This window comes from Ancylobacter sp. TW_SC_1 (assembly GCF_056836805.1).
The window spans coordinates 3,146,597-3,162,961 of the sequence record NZ_CM166365.1 but is presented as its reverse complement, the minus strand read 5'-3'; the positions used below and the strand labels follow the sequence as shown (position 1 = coordinate 3,162,961).

The 16,365-nt window shown below is 67.1% G+C and carries 13 protein-coding genes; 2 read left to right on the top strand and 11 right to left on the bottom strand.

Annotation, left to right across the window (positions count from 1 at the left end):
• Positions 1-6: 6 nt before the first annotated feature.
• The 11 genes from AC1PZ7_RS14740 to AC1PZ7_RS14690 all read right to left on the bottom strand — a co-directional run bounded on the left by AC1PZ7_RS14740 (position 7) and on the right by AC1PZ7_RS14690 (position 14,573).
• Positions 7-858 carry an FAD binding domain-containing protein gene (locus AC1PZ7_RS14740; RefSeq protein WP_482355965.1) on the bottom strand — a complete coding sequence of 284 codons (852 nt, stop codon included), beginning with the start codon at positions 856-858 and terminating at the stop codon, positions 7-9.
• A gap of 94 nt (positions 859-952) precedes the next feature.
• Complete coding sequence (locus AC1PZ7_RS14735) at positions 953-1,969, bottom strand: ABC transporter permease (protein ID WP_482355964.1); 1,017 nt, start codon at positions 1,967-1,969, stop codon at positions 953-955.
• A complete protein-coding gene (locus AC1PZ7_RS14730; protein ID WP_482355963.1) occupies positions 1,962-3,002 on the bottom strand; it encodes an ABC transporter permease in 1,041 nt (346 codons plus the stop codon). The genes AC1PZ7_RS14735 and AC1PZ7_RS14730 overlap by 8 nt, the downstream gene beginning before the upstream one ends.
• Positions 2,999-4,564, bottom strand: a complete 1,566-nt coding sequence (locus AC1PZ7_RS14725; protein WP_482355962.1) for a sugar ABC transporter ATP-binding protein — start codon at positions 4,562-4,564, stop codon at positions 2,999-3,001. The genes AC1PZ7_RS14730 and AC1PZ7_RS14725 overlap by 4 nt, the downstream gene beginning before the upstream one ends.
• A gap of 111 nt (positions 4,565-4,675) precedes the next feature.
• Complete coding sequence (gene torT, locus AC1PZ7_RS14720) at positions 4,676-5,776, bottom strand: TMAO reductase system periplasmic protein TorT (RefSeq protein WP_482355961.1); 1,101 nt, start codon at positions 5,774-5,776, stop codon at positions 4,676-4,678.
• 97 nt (positions 5,777-5,873) lie between these two features.
• Complete coding sequence (locus AC1PZ7_RS14715) at positions 5,874-7,823, bottom strand: hydantoinase B/oxoprolinase family protein (RefSeq protein WP_482355960.1); 1,950 nt, start codon at positions 7,821-7,823, stop codon at positions 5,874-5,876.
• Positions 7,824-7,827: 4 nt separating this feature from the next.
• On the bottom strand, positions 7,828-9,852 hold the full coding sequence (locus AC1PZ7_RS14710) for a hydantoinase/oxoprolinase family protein (protein WP_482355959.1): 2,025 nt from the start codon (positions 9,850-9,852) through the stop codon (positions 7,828-7,830).
• Between the two features lie 390 nt (positions 9,853-10,242).
• On the bottom strand, positions 10,243-11,622 hold the full coding sequence (locus AC1PZ7_RS14705) for an aspartate aminotransferase family protein (RefSeq protein WP_482355958.1): 1,380 nt from the start codon (positions 11,620-11,622) through the stop codon (positions 10,243-10,245).
• 37 nt (positions 11,623-11,659) lie between these two features.
• Positions 11,660-12,619, bottom strand: a complete 960-nt coding sequence (locus tag AC1PZ7_RS14700; protein WP_482355957.1) for an AraC-like ligand-binding domain-containing protein — start codon at positions 12,617-12,619, stop codon at positions 11,660-11,662.
• 177 nt (positions 12,620-12,796) lie between these two features.
• On the bottom strand, positions 12,797-13,522 hold the full coding sequence (gene pxpA / locus AC1PZ7_RS14695; protein ID WP_482355956.1) for a 5-oxoprolinase subunit PxpA: 726 nt from the start codon (positions 13,520-13,522) through the stop codon (positions 12,797-12,799).
• Between the two features lie 88 nt (positions 13,523-13,610).
• Positions 13,611-14,573, bottom strand: coding sequence for a LysR family transcriptional regulator (locus tag AC1PZ7_RS14690; protein WP_482355955.1), 963 nt, complete (start codon positions 14,571-14,573; stop codon positions 13,611-13,613).
• A 150-nt stretch (positions 14,574-14,723) separates the two neighbouring features.
• Here AC1PZ7_RS14690 and AC1PZ7_RS14685 point away from each other — a divergent pair, with 150 nt between their 5' ends.
• Both AC1PZ7_RS14685 and AC1PZ7_RS14680 read left to right on the top strand, forming a co-directional pair.
• Positions 14,724-14,963, top strand: a complete 240-nt coding sequence (locus tag AC1PZ7_RS14685; RefSeq protein WP_482355954.1) for an acetyl-CoA carboxylase — start codon at positions 14,724-14,726, stop codon at positions 14,961-14,963.
• A gap of 2 nt (positions 14,964-14,965) precedes the next feature.
• Positions 14,966-16,357 carry an acetyl-CoA carboxylase biotin carboxylase subunit gene (locus tag AC1PZ7_RS14680; protein WP_482355953.1) on the top strand — a complete coding sequence of 464 codons (1,392 nt, stop codon included), beginning with the start codon at positions 14,966-14,968 and terminating at the stop codon, positions 16,355-16,357.
• Positions 16,358-16,365: the final 8 nt, after the last annotated feature.

Sequence of the window (16,365 nt, the reverse complement as noted above, 5' to 3'; positions counted from 1 at the left end):
TCGTGATCAGTGAAGCGCCGCCACGGCGCGCCGGACCAGCGTCGGCAGCACGCTGACGCGGTACCAGCCCGGCGCATCGATGCCCTCGCGCCCGTCGAACTCTCCGGCGAGTTCCGTCGCTGCGTGGTAGGCTGAGGCGGCATCGAGCCGGGCGCCGACGAGCGCGGCTTCGAAGCGTGGCCAGCGGCGGGCGAACGGCTCAACCGAGCCGACCGCGACGCGCGCCTGCACGACACGCCCGTCCCCGTCACGCGTCACCGACATGCTGACAATGGCTGTTGGATAGTCTCCCGCCTTGCGCAGTGGGAGACGGACATGCGCGCTGCGGGCCAGCCGGCGCGGCACCCGAACCTGCGTCAGCAGGCGGCCCTGTCCGAGCGATGTGCGAAGAGCGAGAAACCTCTCCAGCGTCAGGCGCTCTGTGCCTTCAAGGCCGGCAATGTCGACTTCCGCCTCAAGGCAGAGCAGTGCCGGAACGAGATCGGCCGCCGCAAAATCGGCGGTGCACAGATTGCCGCCCAGCGTGGCCGCCCGGCGCACGGCAGGGTTCGCCGAGCGGCCGGCAGCCTCTGCGAGCGCCCGCAGATCAGGCAGGTCGCCCAGGGCCTCAGCGAGGCGGGCATGGGTGACGCCGGCACCGAGGACGACATGATCGTCCCGCATCTCGATGCGGCCCAACTCCGCGATGCGACCGAGGCCGACATAGGCAGGCGTCGGTCGCTCGTGGCGCATCGGCGCACGCATGATCCAGGTGCCGCCGGCGAAGGGCGCCCCATCCTCGCGCCTCTCGGCGAGGGCGGCGAGAGCAGCCTCCAGAGATGGAGCGACATAGAGCGAGGGATGGGCCGACGACGCCATCAGGACATCTCTGCGGTCGGTTGCGGGGCGGGAGCGGCCGGACTGGCGGACTGTACGGCTTCGAGGCTTTGCTCGTTTCGGCTGCTTTTCCTCATCAGCCCCGCTCCCGTCGCAGCCGGTCGAGAACGACGCCCGCGATGATGATGGCGCCCAGCACCACCATCTGCACATAGCCGTCGATCCGGGTCAGGTTCATGCCGTTCGACAGGATGGTGATGAACAGCGCGCCGACCACGGCCGTACCGACGCCGCCGCGCCCGCCGGCGAGGCTGGTGCCGCCAACCACCGCCGCGGCGATGGCCTGTAGCGACAGGGAGCCGCCGAGATTGGGTTCACCCGATCCGGTGCGCGCCGTCATCATCAGCGCGCCCAGTGCCGCCAGGGTCGAGCACAGCACATAGGTGGCCACCAGCAGGCGCTTCACCGGCAGGCCGGCCACCGTTGCTGCGCGCGGATTGGTGCCGACGATGTAGATCTCGCGGCCATAGACGGTGCGGGTCAGCATGAGGTGAAGGACGATGCCAATCAGCGTCGTGATGAGAACGGCCGCCGGTACACCGAACAAGCTGCCGCCATAGAGTAGATGCGAGAACAGGTCCGGCACGCCCTGCACTGGCCGGCCGGCTGAGAGCGTGGTGGCGATGCCGATGGCGATGTTGTAGCTGCCCAGCGTCGCCACGAAGGGGCTGACCCTGAGATAAGCGATGACGAGGCCGTTGAAGAGGCCGCAAGCGGCGCCCAGCGCGAAGCCGGCAGCCAGCCCGATTAGCAGCACCGCCAAGGGGTCGTAGCCGCCGGACACGGCACCAGCCATCGCAAGCGCGGCGCCGACGCTGACCATCGAGACGGTAGGTCCGAGCGCGAGGTCGAAGCCGCGGGTGAGGATCACCACCGTCTGCGCCATGGCGAACAAGGCGAGATAGCTCGCCTGTTGCACGATATTCAGCAGATTGCCCGGGGTCAGAACCGCGGAATCGACCGCCGCGAAACCGAGCAGCAGCACTATGAGGGCGATGGGCAGCGCCGCCTGCCACAACAGGGCTTGCAGTGCGAGGCGTCGCGCGCCGGCGGGCATGGCGGTAGGCGACGTCGAGAGATCGAGATCAGACACGAGCTTTCCTCCGCCGGCCGAGCTCGTCCAGCGCCACTGCCGCGACCATGATGACGCCGAGGAACACCGGCTGCAGCCGGGAGTCGATGTGGAGCAGGTTGAGGGCATTGCCGAGGATGGTGAGGAACAGCGCACTGACCGCGACGATCTCCACCCGGCCGATCCCCCCGCGCAGGCTGACGCCGCCGATGACGGCGGCGGCGATGGATTGCAGCATCATGCGATCGCCGCCGAAGCTCGCCTGGCCGGAGCCGACCTGCGCGGTGAGCAGGAGGCCGGTCAGCGCCGCCAGCACGCCCGACAGCACATAGGCGCCGACGAGGTGCCGCTTGATGCCGACGCCCGACACCACCGCCGCATCGGCATTGCCGCCGATGGCATAGACATAGCGGCCGAACAGCGTGCGGCGCTGCACGAACACCATGAGCAGCAGCACGGCCAGCGCGAGATAGATCGCCGTCGGCAGACCGAAGAACTGGGCGCGGCCGAACTCCTTCACGAAGCTCTGCGGCATACCGTAAACCGGGATGCCAGAGGTGATCATCAGCGCGACGCCGGCCGTGGCCGACATGGTGCCGAGCGTGACCACGAAGCCGGACACCTTCAGCCGGGCGACGCACAGGCCGTTGATCAGCCCGACGATCGCTCCGCTTCCGAGACCGGCGACGACGCCGCAGGCGATGATCAGTGCTTCATTGCCGGGGAAGGCGACGGCGGCAAGCGCCATCGCCTTGGCGGTAACGACGCTCGCCAGCGCCACCACCGCGCCGACCGACAGGTCGAAGCCGCCGGCGATGATCACCATGGCCTGCCCGCACGCCAGTATGGTGAGGAAGGCGGCATTGCGCAGGATGTTGAGGATGTTGATCGGCCCGTAAAACTGGGCGTCGACCACCGACATGCCGGCCACCACCAGCACGAGCAGGGCCGGCAGGAAGCCGATGCGGCCGAGCAGGCTGCGGCCATAGGGGAGGGCGACGCCGGGCCGGGCGACGAGGCTGGAGGCGTGGGAGGAGGTGGCTTGCACGCTCATGCCGCCTCCGTCGACAGATGTTCCCTGAAGAAGGAGGCCAGCACGTTCTGTTCGGTCTTCTCCATGCCCGTCAGTTCGGCGGCGATACGGCCGTGATGCATGACATAAAGGCGGTTGGACAGCGCCAGCACCTCCGGCAGTTCCGATGACACCACGATGACGGCCGCTCCCGCCTCCACCAGTTGCTTCATGAATTCATAAACCTCGAGCTTGGCGCCGACATCGATGCCGACGCTCGGTTCGTCGAACAGGAAGACCGACAGGTCGCGGGTCAGCGCACGCCCCAGCATGACCTTCTGGCGATTGCCGCCGGAGAGCGCGCCCGCCGGTCGTTCGATGTTGGGCGGGCGCAGCTTCAGCCGCTCCATGGCAGCCGCCACGAGGCCGCGTTCGGCGTCCCTGCGCAGAATGCCGAACCGGGCAAGCCGGGGGAGGTCGAGCGCCGTCATCGAAGTGTTTTCCCGGATGGGTCGGGACAGCGCGAGACCCTCGGCCACCCGGTTGGCCGGGAAATAGGCGACGCCGCGCCGGAGACTCTCGCGCGGCGTGGGGGCGTCGTAGGGCGTGCCGTCGATGCGCACGATGCCGGCGACGAGCGGCTCCAGGCCGTAGATCGCCCGCACCAGCTCGGACTTGCCACAGCCGACAAGACCGGCAATTCCGGTGATCTCACCGGCGCGGGCGTAGAAATTCACCTCCTGTACCGAACCGTCGGCGAGGGTCAGTTCCTCGACATCCACCTTCACCTCCGCCGGGGCATGCGGGATGGCGGGGAACAGCACGTCGATCCGTCGGCCGGTCATCAGCTCGACGAGTTCGCCATCGGTCACGCGGGCCGCATCGAGGGTGCGTATGTGCCGCCCATCGCGCAGCACCGTCACCCGGTCGGCCAGCGTCCTTATCTCGCGCATGCGGTGCGAGACATAGATGAGGCCGACACCTTGGGCCTTCAGCCGGGCGATCAGTTCGAACAGACGGCCGGTCTCACGGTCGGTGAGCGAGGCGGTCGGCTCGTCAAGGATGAGCACGCGGACCTTGCCAAGCAGCGCCTTGGCGATTTCCGCCATCTGCTGGTGCGCACGGGACAGGTCATCCACCCGCCGGCCCGGATCGAGGTCGAAGCCGAGCTCCTCGATCAGCGCGCGGGCCTTCCTGCGCATCGCGCCGGCACGCAGGATGCCGCCGGTCGAGGCCTCGCGGCCGAGGAACAGATTTTCCTCGACGGTGAGGCTCGGCACCAGCGAGAACTCCTGGAACACCGGGCTGATGCCGATGGCGCGCGCCCGCTGCGGCGTGAGGTGGCGGATCTCCGCGCCGTCGAAGTGGAAGCTGCCCTCGTCCGGTGGGAATGTGCCCGCGATGACGTTGATCAGTGTTGACTTGCCGGCGCCGTTCTCGCCGAACAGCACGTGCAGTTCACCCGCCCGCACGTCGAGGTCGACCCGGTCGAGCGCCCGCACGCCGGTGAAGCGTTTCGAGATGCCCTTCAGCTCCAACAGGGGCGCGCCGGCGGGTGCTGCCGACGAGCGCTCTGCGCTCACGGCGTCTGCGCTGATGTCCATGTGCTCTCCCGCGGTCCCGATATGGCGAGACCGATGCAGTTCCGGGGCCACGAGGAGCTGTGCGCGGGGGCGCGCACAGCTCCTCGACGCGGCGCTGATGCCTGCCGGAGGCTACTTCGCCTTCACGGAGTAGACCGGGCTCCAACTCGCCGGTGCGAGCACGAGATCCATCTGCACGTTCGGCACTGTCGTCTTGTCGATCACGGCCGCGACCGGCTGCACCAGCGACATCACCGGCTTTTTCTCGATCAACCGCACCGCCTGGTCGATGGCGATGGCGCCTTCGCCGACCGGGTACTGGGTGGCGAAGGCGAGGATGTCGCCGCGGTTCAGCGCGTCGAGCATCGCCTGGTTCTCATAGGAAGAAACGATCTTGATGTCGGTGCGGCCAGCCTCGGCGACGGCGCCGATGGCGGCTTCGGCGGTCGGGGCGGTACCCCAGATCACGTTCATGCTCGGATAGGCCTGAAGCGCGTCCTGGATCAACTGAAGCTGCACGGCCACACCGGAATCGCCGAATTTCTCGCCGAGGATCTTGGCCTTGGGGTTCTTGGCCACTGCCTTTTTGAAGCCCTCGTTGAACGATTCCGCCCAGCCCGACCCGGCCGGGCCGGGGAAGGTGACGATGTTCAGTTCCTCGTCGGGCTTGGCCTGGGCGAGCAGGCCTTCACCGGTGACCTCGCCCATGGCGACGAAGTCGACATAGTTGGCGGCCGGCAGCGCATTGGGCGGCAGCGGGTTGGTGACGCCGACCACCGGAATGCCCTTGGCCTTGGCCTCCTCGAACTTCTTCATCAGACCGGCGCCGGAGATGGCGCCGACGATGATGGCGTCGGCCTTCGCGGCCATGCAGTCGTCGAACTGCGAGAGCTGCTTGGGCAGGTTCTCGTAGCCGCCGGCCTCGTAGAGATTCATGTTCACGTTCGAGGCTTCGGCCTGCGTGACGATGCCGTAGGCGACCGCCACCCAGAAGCTGTCCTTCATGTGCGGGAACAGGACGCAGATGTTGTAGGGCTTCTCGGCCTTGGCGAGCGGCGTGTATTCCGCCGCCACAGGCGTGCCCGAGGAGGCATCGTAGATCTTCATCGGGAACCACTTCGTCTCCGCCGCTGCAGGGGAGACGGCGGCGGCGAAAGCGAGGAGGGCGGCGCCGGCTAGAGCGCGGTGCCTCAGGCGGGAAACGGCCGGACTGCGGGTGGCGATGGTGGACATGGTTCTTTTTCCTCTGGTTGGTTTTGGCAGAAGGGGACGAACGAACCTGCGCGCCCCTTCCGAAAGCACGGTCCGCCGCGCGGGGCGGCGTTGAGGATCAGCTTCTCCAGTTGGCGAGGGAACGGCGCTCGAAGACCTCGCGGAACTGGCGGGTGGACTCGGGCAGCAACGCGCCGGTGCCCCAGTCGAGGATCACGGCATGGTGGCGAATGGCGTCAAATGCGTCGATCTCCCCGGCCCGGTAGCGCGCGGCCACCACTTCCGGATCGAGGCGGGCCTCGTCGACCCGCCCGCCGCGCAGCGCGGCGCGCAGCGTTTTGGTCGCCGGCGTATCCACCTCATGGTCGCAGAGCTCGGCGTCGATGGTGCGGATGACAACGCCATAATCCTTCGCGGCCCGATCGACCGAGACGTAGTCGTCCTTCACATCCTCGAGCACCAGTGCCGGGTCGCGGTCGAGCGGATCGCCGAAGCCGCCGCCGCCCGCCGTGGGTCGGGAGAACACGTCGCCCTCTCCGATCGGTACGTCGGAGAAGATCGAGCCGAGCCGCTCCTCCTTGTCCGCTCCCGCGCGCTTCAGCGTGAGCCCGTGCGGCATGGAGGGCAAGCCGCCCTCGATGCCCCAGACCACCGCGCGCTCGCGGTCGCAGATGTAGGAAATGACGGTCTTCTCCGCCGCCAGCATCAATGAGGTCTTCACCACGCCGGCGCCGCCGCGCCATTTGCCGGGGCCGGGCGAGTCCGTCAGGATCTCGCATTCGGTGGTCAGGATCGGGTTGGCGCGTTCCTGGCCCTCCACCGGCTGGGCCATCATGCCCGTGCCGAAGCAGGCCGTGGTGACATTGGCGCCGTCCTTGCCGTTGCGGCCGCCCCAGCCGCCGGGCAGCCAGTCGTAGAACATGAAGATCGGCTTGTCGGGCGTGCGCGCGTCGCGTCCGCCGGTGAGCAGGTATTCGAGGTTGAACGCGCAGGCGAGCGCCCGCTCGGGCATCAGCTTCGACCACATCTCGTAGATCGAGTTCATGATCTTCTCGAATGGCATCAGGAAGCCCGTCACCGCGACCGGCCACTGCGCATCGACGATCGAGCCTTCGGGAACGATGATCTCGAAACAGCGGTAGAAGCCGGAATTGAGTGGCAGATCTGGGAAGAAGGTCTTCATCCCGGCGGCCACCGCCGAGAAGGTGGTGCCGAAGGCGGAATTGTAGATCGAGCCGATCACCGGATGGCTGCCGGTGAAGTCGTAGATCGCCTTGTCACCCTTGATGGTGAGCTTGATGCGGATCGGGATCATGCCTTCCCCGCCGGCCGGATCGCGGTCGATGAAGTCGACCGTTTCCCATTCGCCGTCCGGAAGCGCCGCGATGCGCGCGCGGGCCGAGCGTTCGACATAGTCCTGCACGGCGGCGAGGCCGGTCTCGACCGTGTCGCGGCCATATTTGCCGACGAGCCGCAGCATCTCGCGCTCGCAGACGGCGGTCGCCTGTGCCTGCGCTTGGATGTCGCCGATGATCGAGGCCGGGTCGCGCGTGTTGGAGGCGATGAGGTGGGCGACGTCCTTCACGAAGCGGCCCTTGTCGAACAGCCGCACCGGGGTGATGCGCAGGCCCTCCTTGAACATCTCTTTGGCGGAGACGTCGAAGGAGCCCGGCACCGAGCCGCCGACATCGGACCAGTGGCCGTTGGACTGCGAGAAGGCGATGATCTTTCCGTCGGCGAAGATCGGCCGGATGAGGCGCACGTCGGAGAAATGCGTGCCGCCGGCATAGGGGTCGTTGATGGCGTAGACGTCGCCCTCGTGCATGTCGCCGTCGAAGTGGCGCATCACTTCCTTGCAGGTGAAGTGGAGCGTGCCGACATGCACCGCGATATCGGCATTGCCCTGGGCGGCGCACTCGCCGTTCGCGTCGTGCAGGGCGCTGGAGAAGTCATGATTGTAGATCACGAAGGAGTAGCAGGTCCGCAGGATCTGCTCGCCCATCTGGTCGACGCTGGTGATGAAGGAGTTCTTGAGGACCTCGAAGGTCACGGGGTCGAGCTCGGCCATCGTCTCAGCCCTTCACGCGGATGATGATGTTGAGGAACTTGTCGACCTCGGCGCGGGCGCCGGGCGGAACGACGGTGGTGGAATCGAGCTGCTCGACGATGGCTGGCCCCGTGAAAACGAAGCCGCATGGCAGGTCGTCACGGTTGTAGATGGGGGTGTCGAGCCCTTCTCCGTCGAACCAGACGCGGCGGTGCGAGACCGGTGCGGGCGTGGCACCGGTGGGGGCATGCACGGCGAGCTCGGCCTTCGGCACCACGCCGATCGCCTTGAGGTTGAGGCGGAAGAAGCTCACCGGTGCGTCGTCGCGGCGGAAATTGTATTCGCGCTGGTGCTCGGCATGGAAGCTCGCCACCAGGTCGGCGATCGCGCCGATCGGGCGCGGCGCGTTGACCGCCAGCGAACGCCACTGGCCGCGGTACATCATGTCGATGGAACGCTGCAGCACGATGTCGGTCTCGGCGACGCCCTCATGCGTCAGTCGCGCCATTGCCTCCCTCTCCAACTCGGCGAATTGCGCCTCGATGGCGATCGGGTCGGCCTCGTCGGCAGCGACCATGCAGCTCTGCGAGAAGTCGTGCTGCATGTCGACGAGCAGGCATCCCAGCGCCGAAGTGACGCCCGGATTGGGCGGCACGATCACCACGGGAATCGCCAGCTCGCGGGCGACGTCCACCCCGTGCAGCGCCCCAGCGCCGCCGAAGGCGACCAGAGCGAAGTCGCGTGGGTCATAGCCGCGCGAGATGGAGATGAGCCGCACCGCATCCGACATGTTGGCATTGGCCACCTTGACGATGGCATCCGCCGCCTCGTGCAGGCCGAGGCCGAAGGGCTTGGCGACACCTTCTTCCACCGCGCAGCGGGCGAGCTCCGGGTCGAGCTGTACCTTGCCACCGGCCAGCGAGGTGCCGAGGCGACCGAGGGTGACGTTGGCGTCGGTATTGGTGGGCTGCGCGTTGCCGTTGCCGTAGCAGGCCGGGCCGGGATAGGCGCCTGCCGATTGCGGGCCGTTGCGCAGTCCGCCGGCCGGATCTGTCCAGGCGAGGGAGCCACCGCCGGCACCGATGGTCATCACCTCGATGGAGGCAAAGCGGATCGGGTAGCCGAATTCGATGTACCAATCCTTGGTGACGCGCGACTGGCCGTCATAGGCGAGGGACACGTCGGTCGAGGTGCCGCCCATGTCGAGGCCGATGGAATTGGGAAAGCCGCACAGCGAGGCGATGGTGCGGCTGGCGATGGCGCCCGCCGCGATGCCCGATCCGGCGAGGCGGGCGGCGAAGTCCTTCACGCTGGCCGGCGTCATCACGCCACCGCCCGTGTGCAGGAGCAGGAGATCGCGGGTGTAGCCGCCGTCGGCGAGCCTCTCGCCGAGCCGCGTGGTGTAGTCGACCACGACGGGGCTCACCACGGCATTGGCCACCGTGGTGGAGAAGCGCTCATGCTCGAAGATCTCCGGCAACACCTGCGAGGAAATGGAGATCGGGATATCCGGCATCGCCTCCTTGAGGATCTCGCGCATGCGCTGCTCATTGGCGCCGTTGAGATAGGCGTTCATGAAGCACACCGCGATGGTGGCGACGCCGCGCCGCTTGAGGATGCGGGCGACCTCGCGCGCGGCATCCTCGTCGAGTGCCTCGACGATCCGGCCGGCTGCGTCGATGCGCTCGGGCACGGTGAGCCGATCACGGCGCGGCACATACGGCGGCACCACGTCCTTATAGACGTCCCAGAGGTCTTCCTTGTTGGCGCGGCGGATCTCGATGACGTCGCGAAAACCCTTGGTCGAGACGACGGCGGCGCGCGGCAGGCGGCGGGTGATCAACGCATTGGTCGCCACCGTGGTGCCGTGCGAGAACAGCGCCACTTGCGAGAGGTCGATGCCGGCCTTCTCGACCCCGCTCATGATCCCGTCGATGGGATCGCTGGTGGACGAGGTCTTCTCGATGCGGATGAGGCCAGTCGCCTCGTCCATGATGCAGATGTCAGTGAAGGTGCCGCCCACATCGACGGCCACGCGGAGATTCTGCACGGCAGCGCTTCCTTTCGCACGGGCTCCCCATTCCGCGCGCAATGCCCCGGCGAACGGCCGGCCGGATCGGTGATCCAGGCCCTCGTCCCCAGTCGGTCGGCGGCGGAATGTCAGAGCGATCGAAGGAATTAAACGTCCTTTGCGCCGACCACTCTTGGCGCTGAGCGCAGAAAGATTTGCGCCAGAGAGCGAATGCAGGCCATTTTCCAGGCGATGGCCGGATTTGCCTCGCGATTGGGCACTGTTGTGCGGAGCAGGGCGCATGTCGACATGCCGGCGGCAAGTGAAAGGGGGGCGAACGCAAGGCCCCGCCGCCCGGATGGGCGGCAGGCGAGGGCGTCTGCAGCGGACGCTGTCGGACGGTTCCGGGCAGGCAAATCCCGTGAGGGGTCAGGCGTCCGGCATGCCCGCCTCGACCCAGGCGGTGACATCATCGAGCGTGAGCTTGAACCGGCGCAGCATCTCGTCGATTTCAGCCTCGGTGATGATCATCGGCGGACAAAAGGCGATCGAGTCGCCGATGGCGCGGATGATCAGGCCGTGGTCGTGCGCGCGGTCGAACAGCCGGAGCCCGACCTTGCCGACCGGATCGAAGCGCGCCTTGGTCGCCTTGTCCGCCACCAGCTCGACCGCGGCGATGAGGCCCATGCCGCGCACCTCGCCCACCAGCGGATGGTCGGCGAAGCGGGCGAGGCCGGCGCGCATGTATTCACCCATCGCGGCGGCGCGGGCGACGAGGCCGCGCTCCTCGATTATGGCGAGGTTCTCCAGCGCCACGGCGGTCGCCACCGGGTGGGCGCCCGTGGTGTAGCCATGGCCGAACACGCCGAGTTCCTCGGAGTAGGCGGCGATCGGCTGGTAGATGGAATCCTTCATCAGGATGGCCGCAAGCGGCTGATAGGAGGAGGTGATCTGCTTGGAGCAGACGAGAATGTCCGGCGCGATGCCGAGCGCCTCGCTGCCGAACATGGTGCCGAGCCGGCCGAAGCCGTTGATCACCTCGTCGGCGACGATGAGAACGTCGTATTTTCGGCAGATCTCCTGCACCTTCTGCCAGTAGCCCTCGGGCGGCACGATGACGCCGCCCGCGCCCATCAGCGGCTCGCCGATGAAGGCGGCGACCGTCTCCGGTCCCTCGGCGAGGATCATGTCCTCGAGTTCCTGTCCGAGCCGCTCCACGAAGGCTTGCTCGCTCTCGCCCGGCAGGGCGTTGCGGTAATAGTGCGGGCGCGAGACGTGCCGGGCGAAAGGCAGCGGCAGATCGAAGCCCTTCTGGTTGCCGGCCAGGCCCGTAAGGCTGGCGGCGGCAATGGTGATGCCGTGATAGGCACCCTCGCGAGAGATGAACTTCTTCTTCTCCGGCCGGCCGAGGGCGTTGTTGTAGTACCAGACGAACTTGATGACGGTGTCATTGGCCTCACCGCCCGAATTGGTGAAGAAGACGCGGCTCAGGCCGGCGGGCGCGAGTTCGGCCAGCTTGGTGGCGAGCAGCGCCGAGGGGGCGTGCGCCTTCTGCGAGAACACATGGTAATAGGGCAGCTTTTCCAGCTGCTTCGTTGCCGCCGCCACAAGGCGCGGCTCACCGAAGCCGACGCCGACGCTCCACAGCCCCGCCATCGCCTCGATATATTCCCGCCCTTCGTCGTCATAGACATAGATGCCCGCGCCGCGGTCGATGACGATGGGCCCCTGCCGCTCATGCCGGCGCAGATTGGTGACGGGATGGATGTGGTGGGCGATGTCCAGACTGTGCAGCGAATTTGTGAGCATGCTCGGAACCTTGGGGCGGGGTGGAAAGCCCTCGCGATCAGTTCGCGGAGGTACGGGAAGCGGCACGCGTCTCGCTTGGCGTGCAACCGAAGCGGGCGCGATAATTGCGACTGAACTGAGCCTGGTCGCCGAAGCCCCATTCATAGGCGATTTCGGAGATCGACTTGCGGCAGTGCGGGTCGCGCAGCATCGCCTCGCTGGCGAGCAGGCGCTGGTTGCGGATATAGGCGCCGACGGTGATGCCCTCGGCCTCGAAGATCTGGTGCAGGTAGCGCACCGAGATGCCGCAGCCTTCGGCCACCATCTGCGGCGAAAGGCGCATGTCGCCGAGCCGGGCGCGGACGAAATGCTCGCAGCGGTGCAGATGCGCGTTACGCACCGTGGACGAATTTCCAGTGAGCACCCGCTCGTCCGCCTCGATCGCCATGGCGAGCAGATCGGTGAGCTGCTTGCCGAGCAGCGCGCGGGCCGGCTCGTCCATCTCGTCGATGCGGGCTCCGGTCAGGCGCAGCATGTCGACGAACATGGCGCCGACCGCACGGGTTGCGTCGAACTGCAGCGTTGCAAGCCGTTCCGGGCGGGCGATGCGGGCGCGCAGCACGGCGCTCGGCACCTTCAACACCCACAACGCCGCCGGATCGCGATGACTGAACTCGTAGGGCAGGTGGCTGCGCTCGATCAGGAACGCGCCCGGGCGGCACTGCACCTGCCGTCCATCCTGCTCGAAGCGGATCTCGGCCAGCTCGGGGATGGTGATGAGATAGCTCTCCTCGCGCTCGGCGACCAAATGGCGCTCGTGGCGACGGTAGAGCAGGCCATCCGAGACATTGCGCGAGACCGAGACCGGCCCCAGCGACCAGGCGCCGAGGTTGCCGGAAAAGCTGTCGCCGGAGCCGAAGCGCAGGTCGAGGGGGAAATAGGTGCTGGAGACGGCGTCCTTCCAGAACTGGCGCCTCTGCATCGGCGCCGCCTGATCTGTCGAGTAGCTGGCACGCATGTCACGCTCCTCCGATCCAAATGCGGGACGTCCTCGCGACACCCCGGGGGCCACCACCGTCGCATTTCCACAATGCGCCGGCGCGGGTTCAAAAGGCACGTTTGAGGCCGACGCTCCCTCGCGGCACGCCCACAGGAACCGGTCGGTCTGCCAGGCTTTAGCGCCGACGGCCCGCGATCAGGCAAGCCAAGGCTGCACCGCCTCCTTCAGGATGCGCGCCAATTCTACCGCGTTCGGCGTATCGGAGTGGATGCAAATCGTGTCGGCCTTCATGTCGAAGTCCCGACCGTCGATGGTTGTCGCCTTGCCTTCGGCAAGCATCCGCACCGCCCGGCGCGCCGCCTCCATGGGATCGCGTGCCGGATGCTCGCGAGTGATCACCAGCGCGCCCGCGTGATCGTAGTCGAGATCGGCGTAGTATTCCGAGATGAGGGTGAGACCTCGGCTAAGGTAGATCTCTTCGTGCAGGGTGCCGGCCATGCCGATCACCGGTACGCCATAGACCAAGGCGGCGTCGGCCACGGCGTGGGCCACATCCTCCCGGCGCATGGCGGCACCGTAGAGAGCGCCATGCGGCTTCACATGGTTGAGCTTCAGGCCGGCGTCGTCGAGAAATGCCTTCAGCGCACCGATCTGGTAGAGGATGCAGGCGGCGAGTTCCGTGCGCGTCATGGCCATGTCACGACGACCGAAGCCCTGCAGGTCCGGAAAGGAGGGGTGAGCCCCCACCGCCACGCCGTGTTCGACGGCGAGGCGCACCGTCTCACGCATCACCATCGGGTCGGCGGCATGGAAGCCGCAGGCGACGTTGCCGATATCGATATGCGGCATGATGCCGGCGTCGTCGCCGCAACGATACAGGCCGAACCCTTCGCCCATGTCGCAATTGATGACGACACCCATGCCCCGCTCTCCACTTGCCTGATGACGGTGCGAAGCGTGACGAAGCGAGGCGGCAAGCGTCAAATCGTATTAAGCGGAAGTCGATATCTTAATTTTCGATGTCCTTCATCCGGCTGCGCAGTTCCTCCGACGGCGCCGCGCGGCCGGCACTGTCGCCGGCCACGGCGAAGCGCAGGAAATTGCAGAACGCCCGGGTCGCCGGGGTGAAGCTGCCGTCGCGCCGCCAGGCGAGGCCCACATCCATGCTCGGCACCTCGTCGGACAGATCGCGCAGTTCGATGCGCTGACCTTCCAGCGACCACGGTCGGTAGATGAGGTCGGACAGTATGGTGATGCCCATACCCCCGCCGACCATGGAGCGCACGGCTTCCACCGAGGATGTGCGGAAGATGGTGCTGGGTTCCAGCCCCTGCGCGCTCCAGTAGCGCAGGGCGGTGTGCTTGGCCTCGTCGACGGTGAGCATGACATAGGGGTAGCGCGCCACATCGGCGAGGCTCACCCGCTCCGGCCGGGTTAGCGGGTGCGATGGCGCCAGCCACAGCCGGCGCGCCGAGCGCAGCAGCAGCTGACTGGCGAGATTTTCGCAGTTTTTCAGGTTGGAAACGAGCAGTACCGCTACATCCAGAGCGCCGTCGACCAGAGCCTGCTCCACCACCGAGCGCGGCGCCTCGAACAATTCGATGGTGATGCCGGGAAAGCTTGACTGGAAGCGCATCTGGTGGCGCGGCAGGAAATAGCCGGAAACGGTATAGGTGACACCGACACGTACCGTGCCGGAGATCGGGTCGGTCGAATGGCGGGCGTCGCGCACCGCCTCGGCCACCGCGGTCAGGATCTGCCGTCCCTGGGAGAGGAAGCGGCTGCCCTCCAGCGTCACGCTCACGCCGGTGGGGGTGCGGTCGAGCAGCCGTGCGCCGAGCATCGCCTCCAACTGCTGGATGGCGGCGGTGACTGCCGACTGCGAGACATTGAGTTCGACGGCGGCCTGGCTGATCCGCCCGGTCTCGGCGGCGGCGACGAAGTAGCGGATCTGCTTCAGCGAAATCGACATCGGTGCCCTCAGCGCCGGCCTGCAGAGCCAAGCTCGACTATGCTATCTGATTTTCCGATGTCCCAAATTCCTTAATGCTATTTCTCGATCGTAGCGTCTTTTGCAACTCTTCCCGCAGCGATGAACCGCAGCTTCGATGGACGTAACGCGATGGCGAAGACGATACAGGCACCGCTTCCCGGAACCTTCTACCGGGCTGCCTCGCCCGGTGAGCCGCCTTTCAAGTTGGAAGGCGATGCGGTTGCGGTGGGCGATACGATCGGTTTGATCGAGGTGATGAAGTCCTTCACGCCGGTCGTCGCCGAGGAGGCGGGCAGGCTGACCGCGTTCCATGTGGAAAACGAGGACGCGGTGATGGCCGGCCAGCCCCTCTACGATCTCGACGCCTGACCATGGGCGTCTCGACGATCTTCATCGCCAACCGCGGCGAGATCGCGGTGCGCATCATCCGCGCGGCCCGCGAACTGGGGCTGCGTACGGTGCAGGCGGTGAGCGCCGCCGACGGCGACATGCTGGCCGCCAGGCTCGCCGATGCCGTTGCGCCGGTCGGCCCCGCCCACGCCAGCAAATCCTATCTCAACAAGGAAGCGGTGGTGCACGCGGCGCTGGAGAGCGGCTGCGATGCGGTGCATCCGGGCTATGGCTTTCTCTCCGAGAACGCCGATTTCGCCCAGCAGGTGGAGGAGGCCGGTCTCGTTTTCATCGGCCCACGGCCCGACACCATCCGCCAGATGGGCGACAAGGCGCGCGCCCGGCAGGAGGCGCAGGCGGCCGGCGTACCGACCGTGCCGGGCACTGAAGGTGTGGTCGCCGATCTCGACACGGCGAAATCGGCGGCTGTGCGCATTGGCTATCCCGTCATGATCAAGGCTGCGGCCGGCGGTGGCGGGCGCGGTATCCGCGTCGCCTGCGACGAGGCGGAGTTGATCACGCTGTTCCCGCAGGCGAGCGGCGAGGCACGAGCCGCCTTCGGCGATGGTGGGCTCTATCTCGAGCGCTTCATCGGCCGCGCCCGGCACATCGAGGTGCAGGTGCTGGGCGACGGCGAGAACGCCGTCCACCTGTTCGAGCGCGAATGCTCGCTGCAGCGCCGCCGCCAGAAGGTGTGGGAGGAGGCACCCGCCGCCTGCCTGAGCCCCGAGCAGCGCGCCGCACTGTGCGCCTCGGCGGTGCGGCTGGCCGCGCGCGTCGGCTATCGGGGCGCTGGCACGCTCGAATATCTGTTCGACGACGCCACCGGCGAGTTCTTCTTCATCGAGATGAACACCCGCATCCAGGTGGAGCATCCGGTCACCGAAATGGTGACGGGCATCGACCTTGTGCGGGCGATGATCCGGATCGCGATGGGCGAGAAGCTGATGTACCGTCAGGAGGACATCACGCTGAAGGGCCACGCGGTCGAGGCGCGAATCTGCGCCGAGGATCCGGTCGCGGATTTCCGCCCCTCTCCCGGAACGGTGGGAGCGCTTGCCGTGCCGGGCGGCTTCGGTGTGCGCTTCGATACGCTGCTCTATGCCGGCTATACCGTGCCGCCCTTCTACGATTCACTGCTCGGCAAGCTCATCGCCCATGACGAGAGCCGTATGGCGGCGATCGGCCGGCTCGACCGGGCGCTCAGTGAGTTGACGATCGAGGGGCTGCCGACCACCGCGCCGCTGCACCGCGCCCTCGCTGCCGATCCGGCGGTGCGGACCGGCATGTTTCACACGCGTTGGCTGGAGGAATGGCTCGCCGATGCGCCATTGGCCGTGCCGGCCTCACCCATCATTGCCACGCCAGCCTGAGGGACCGA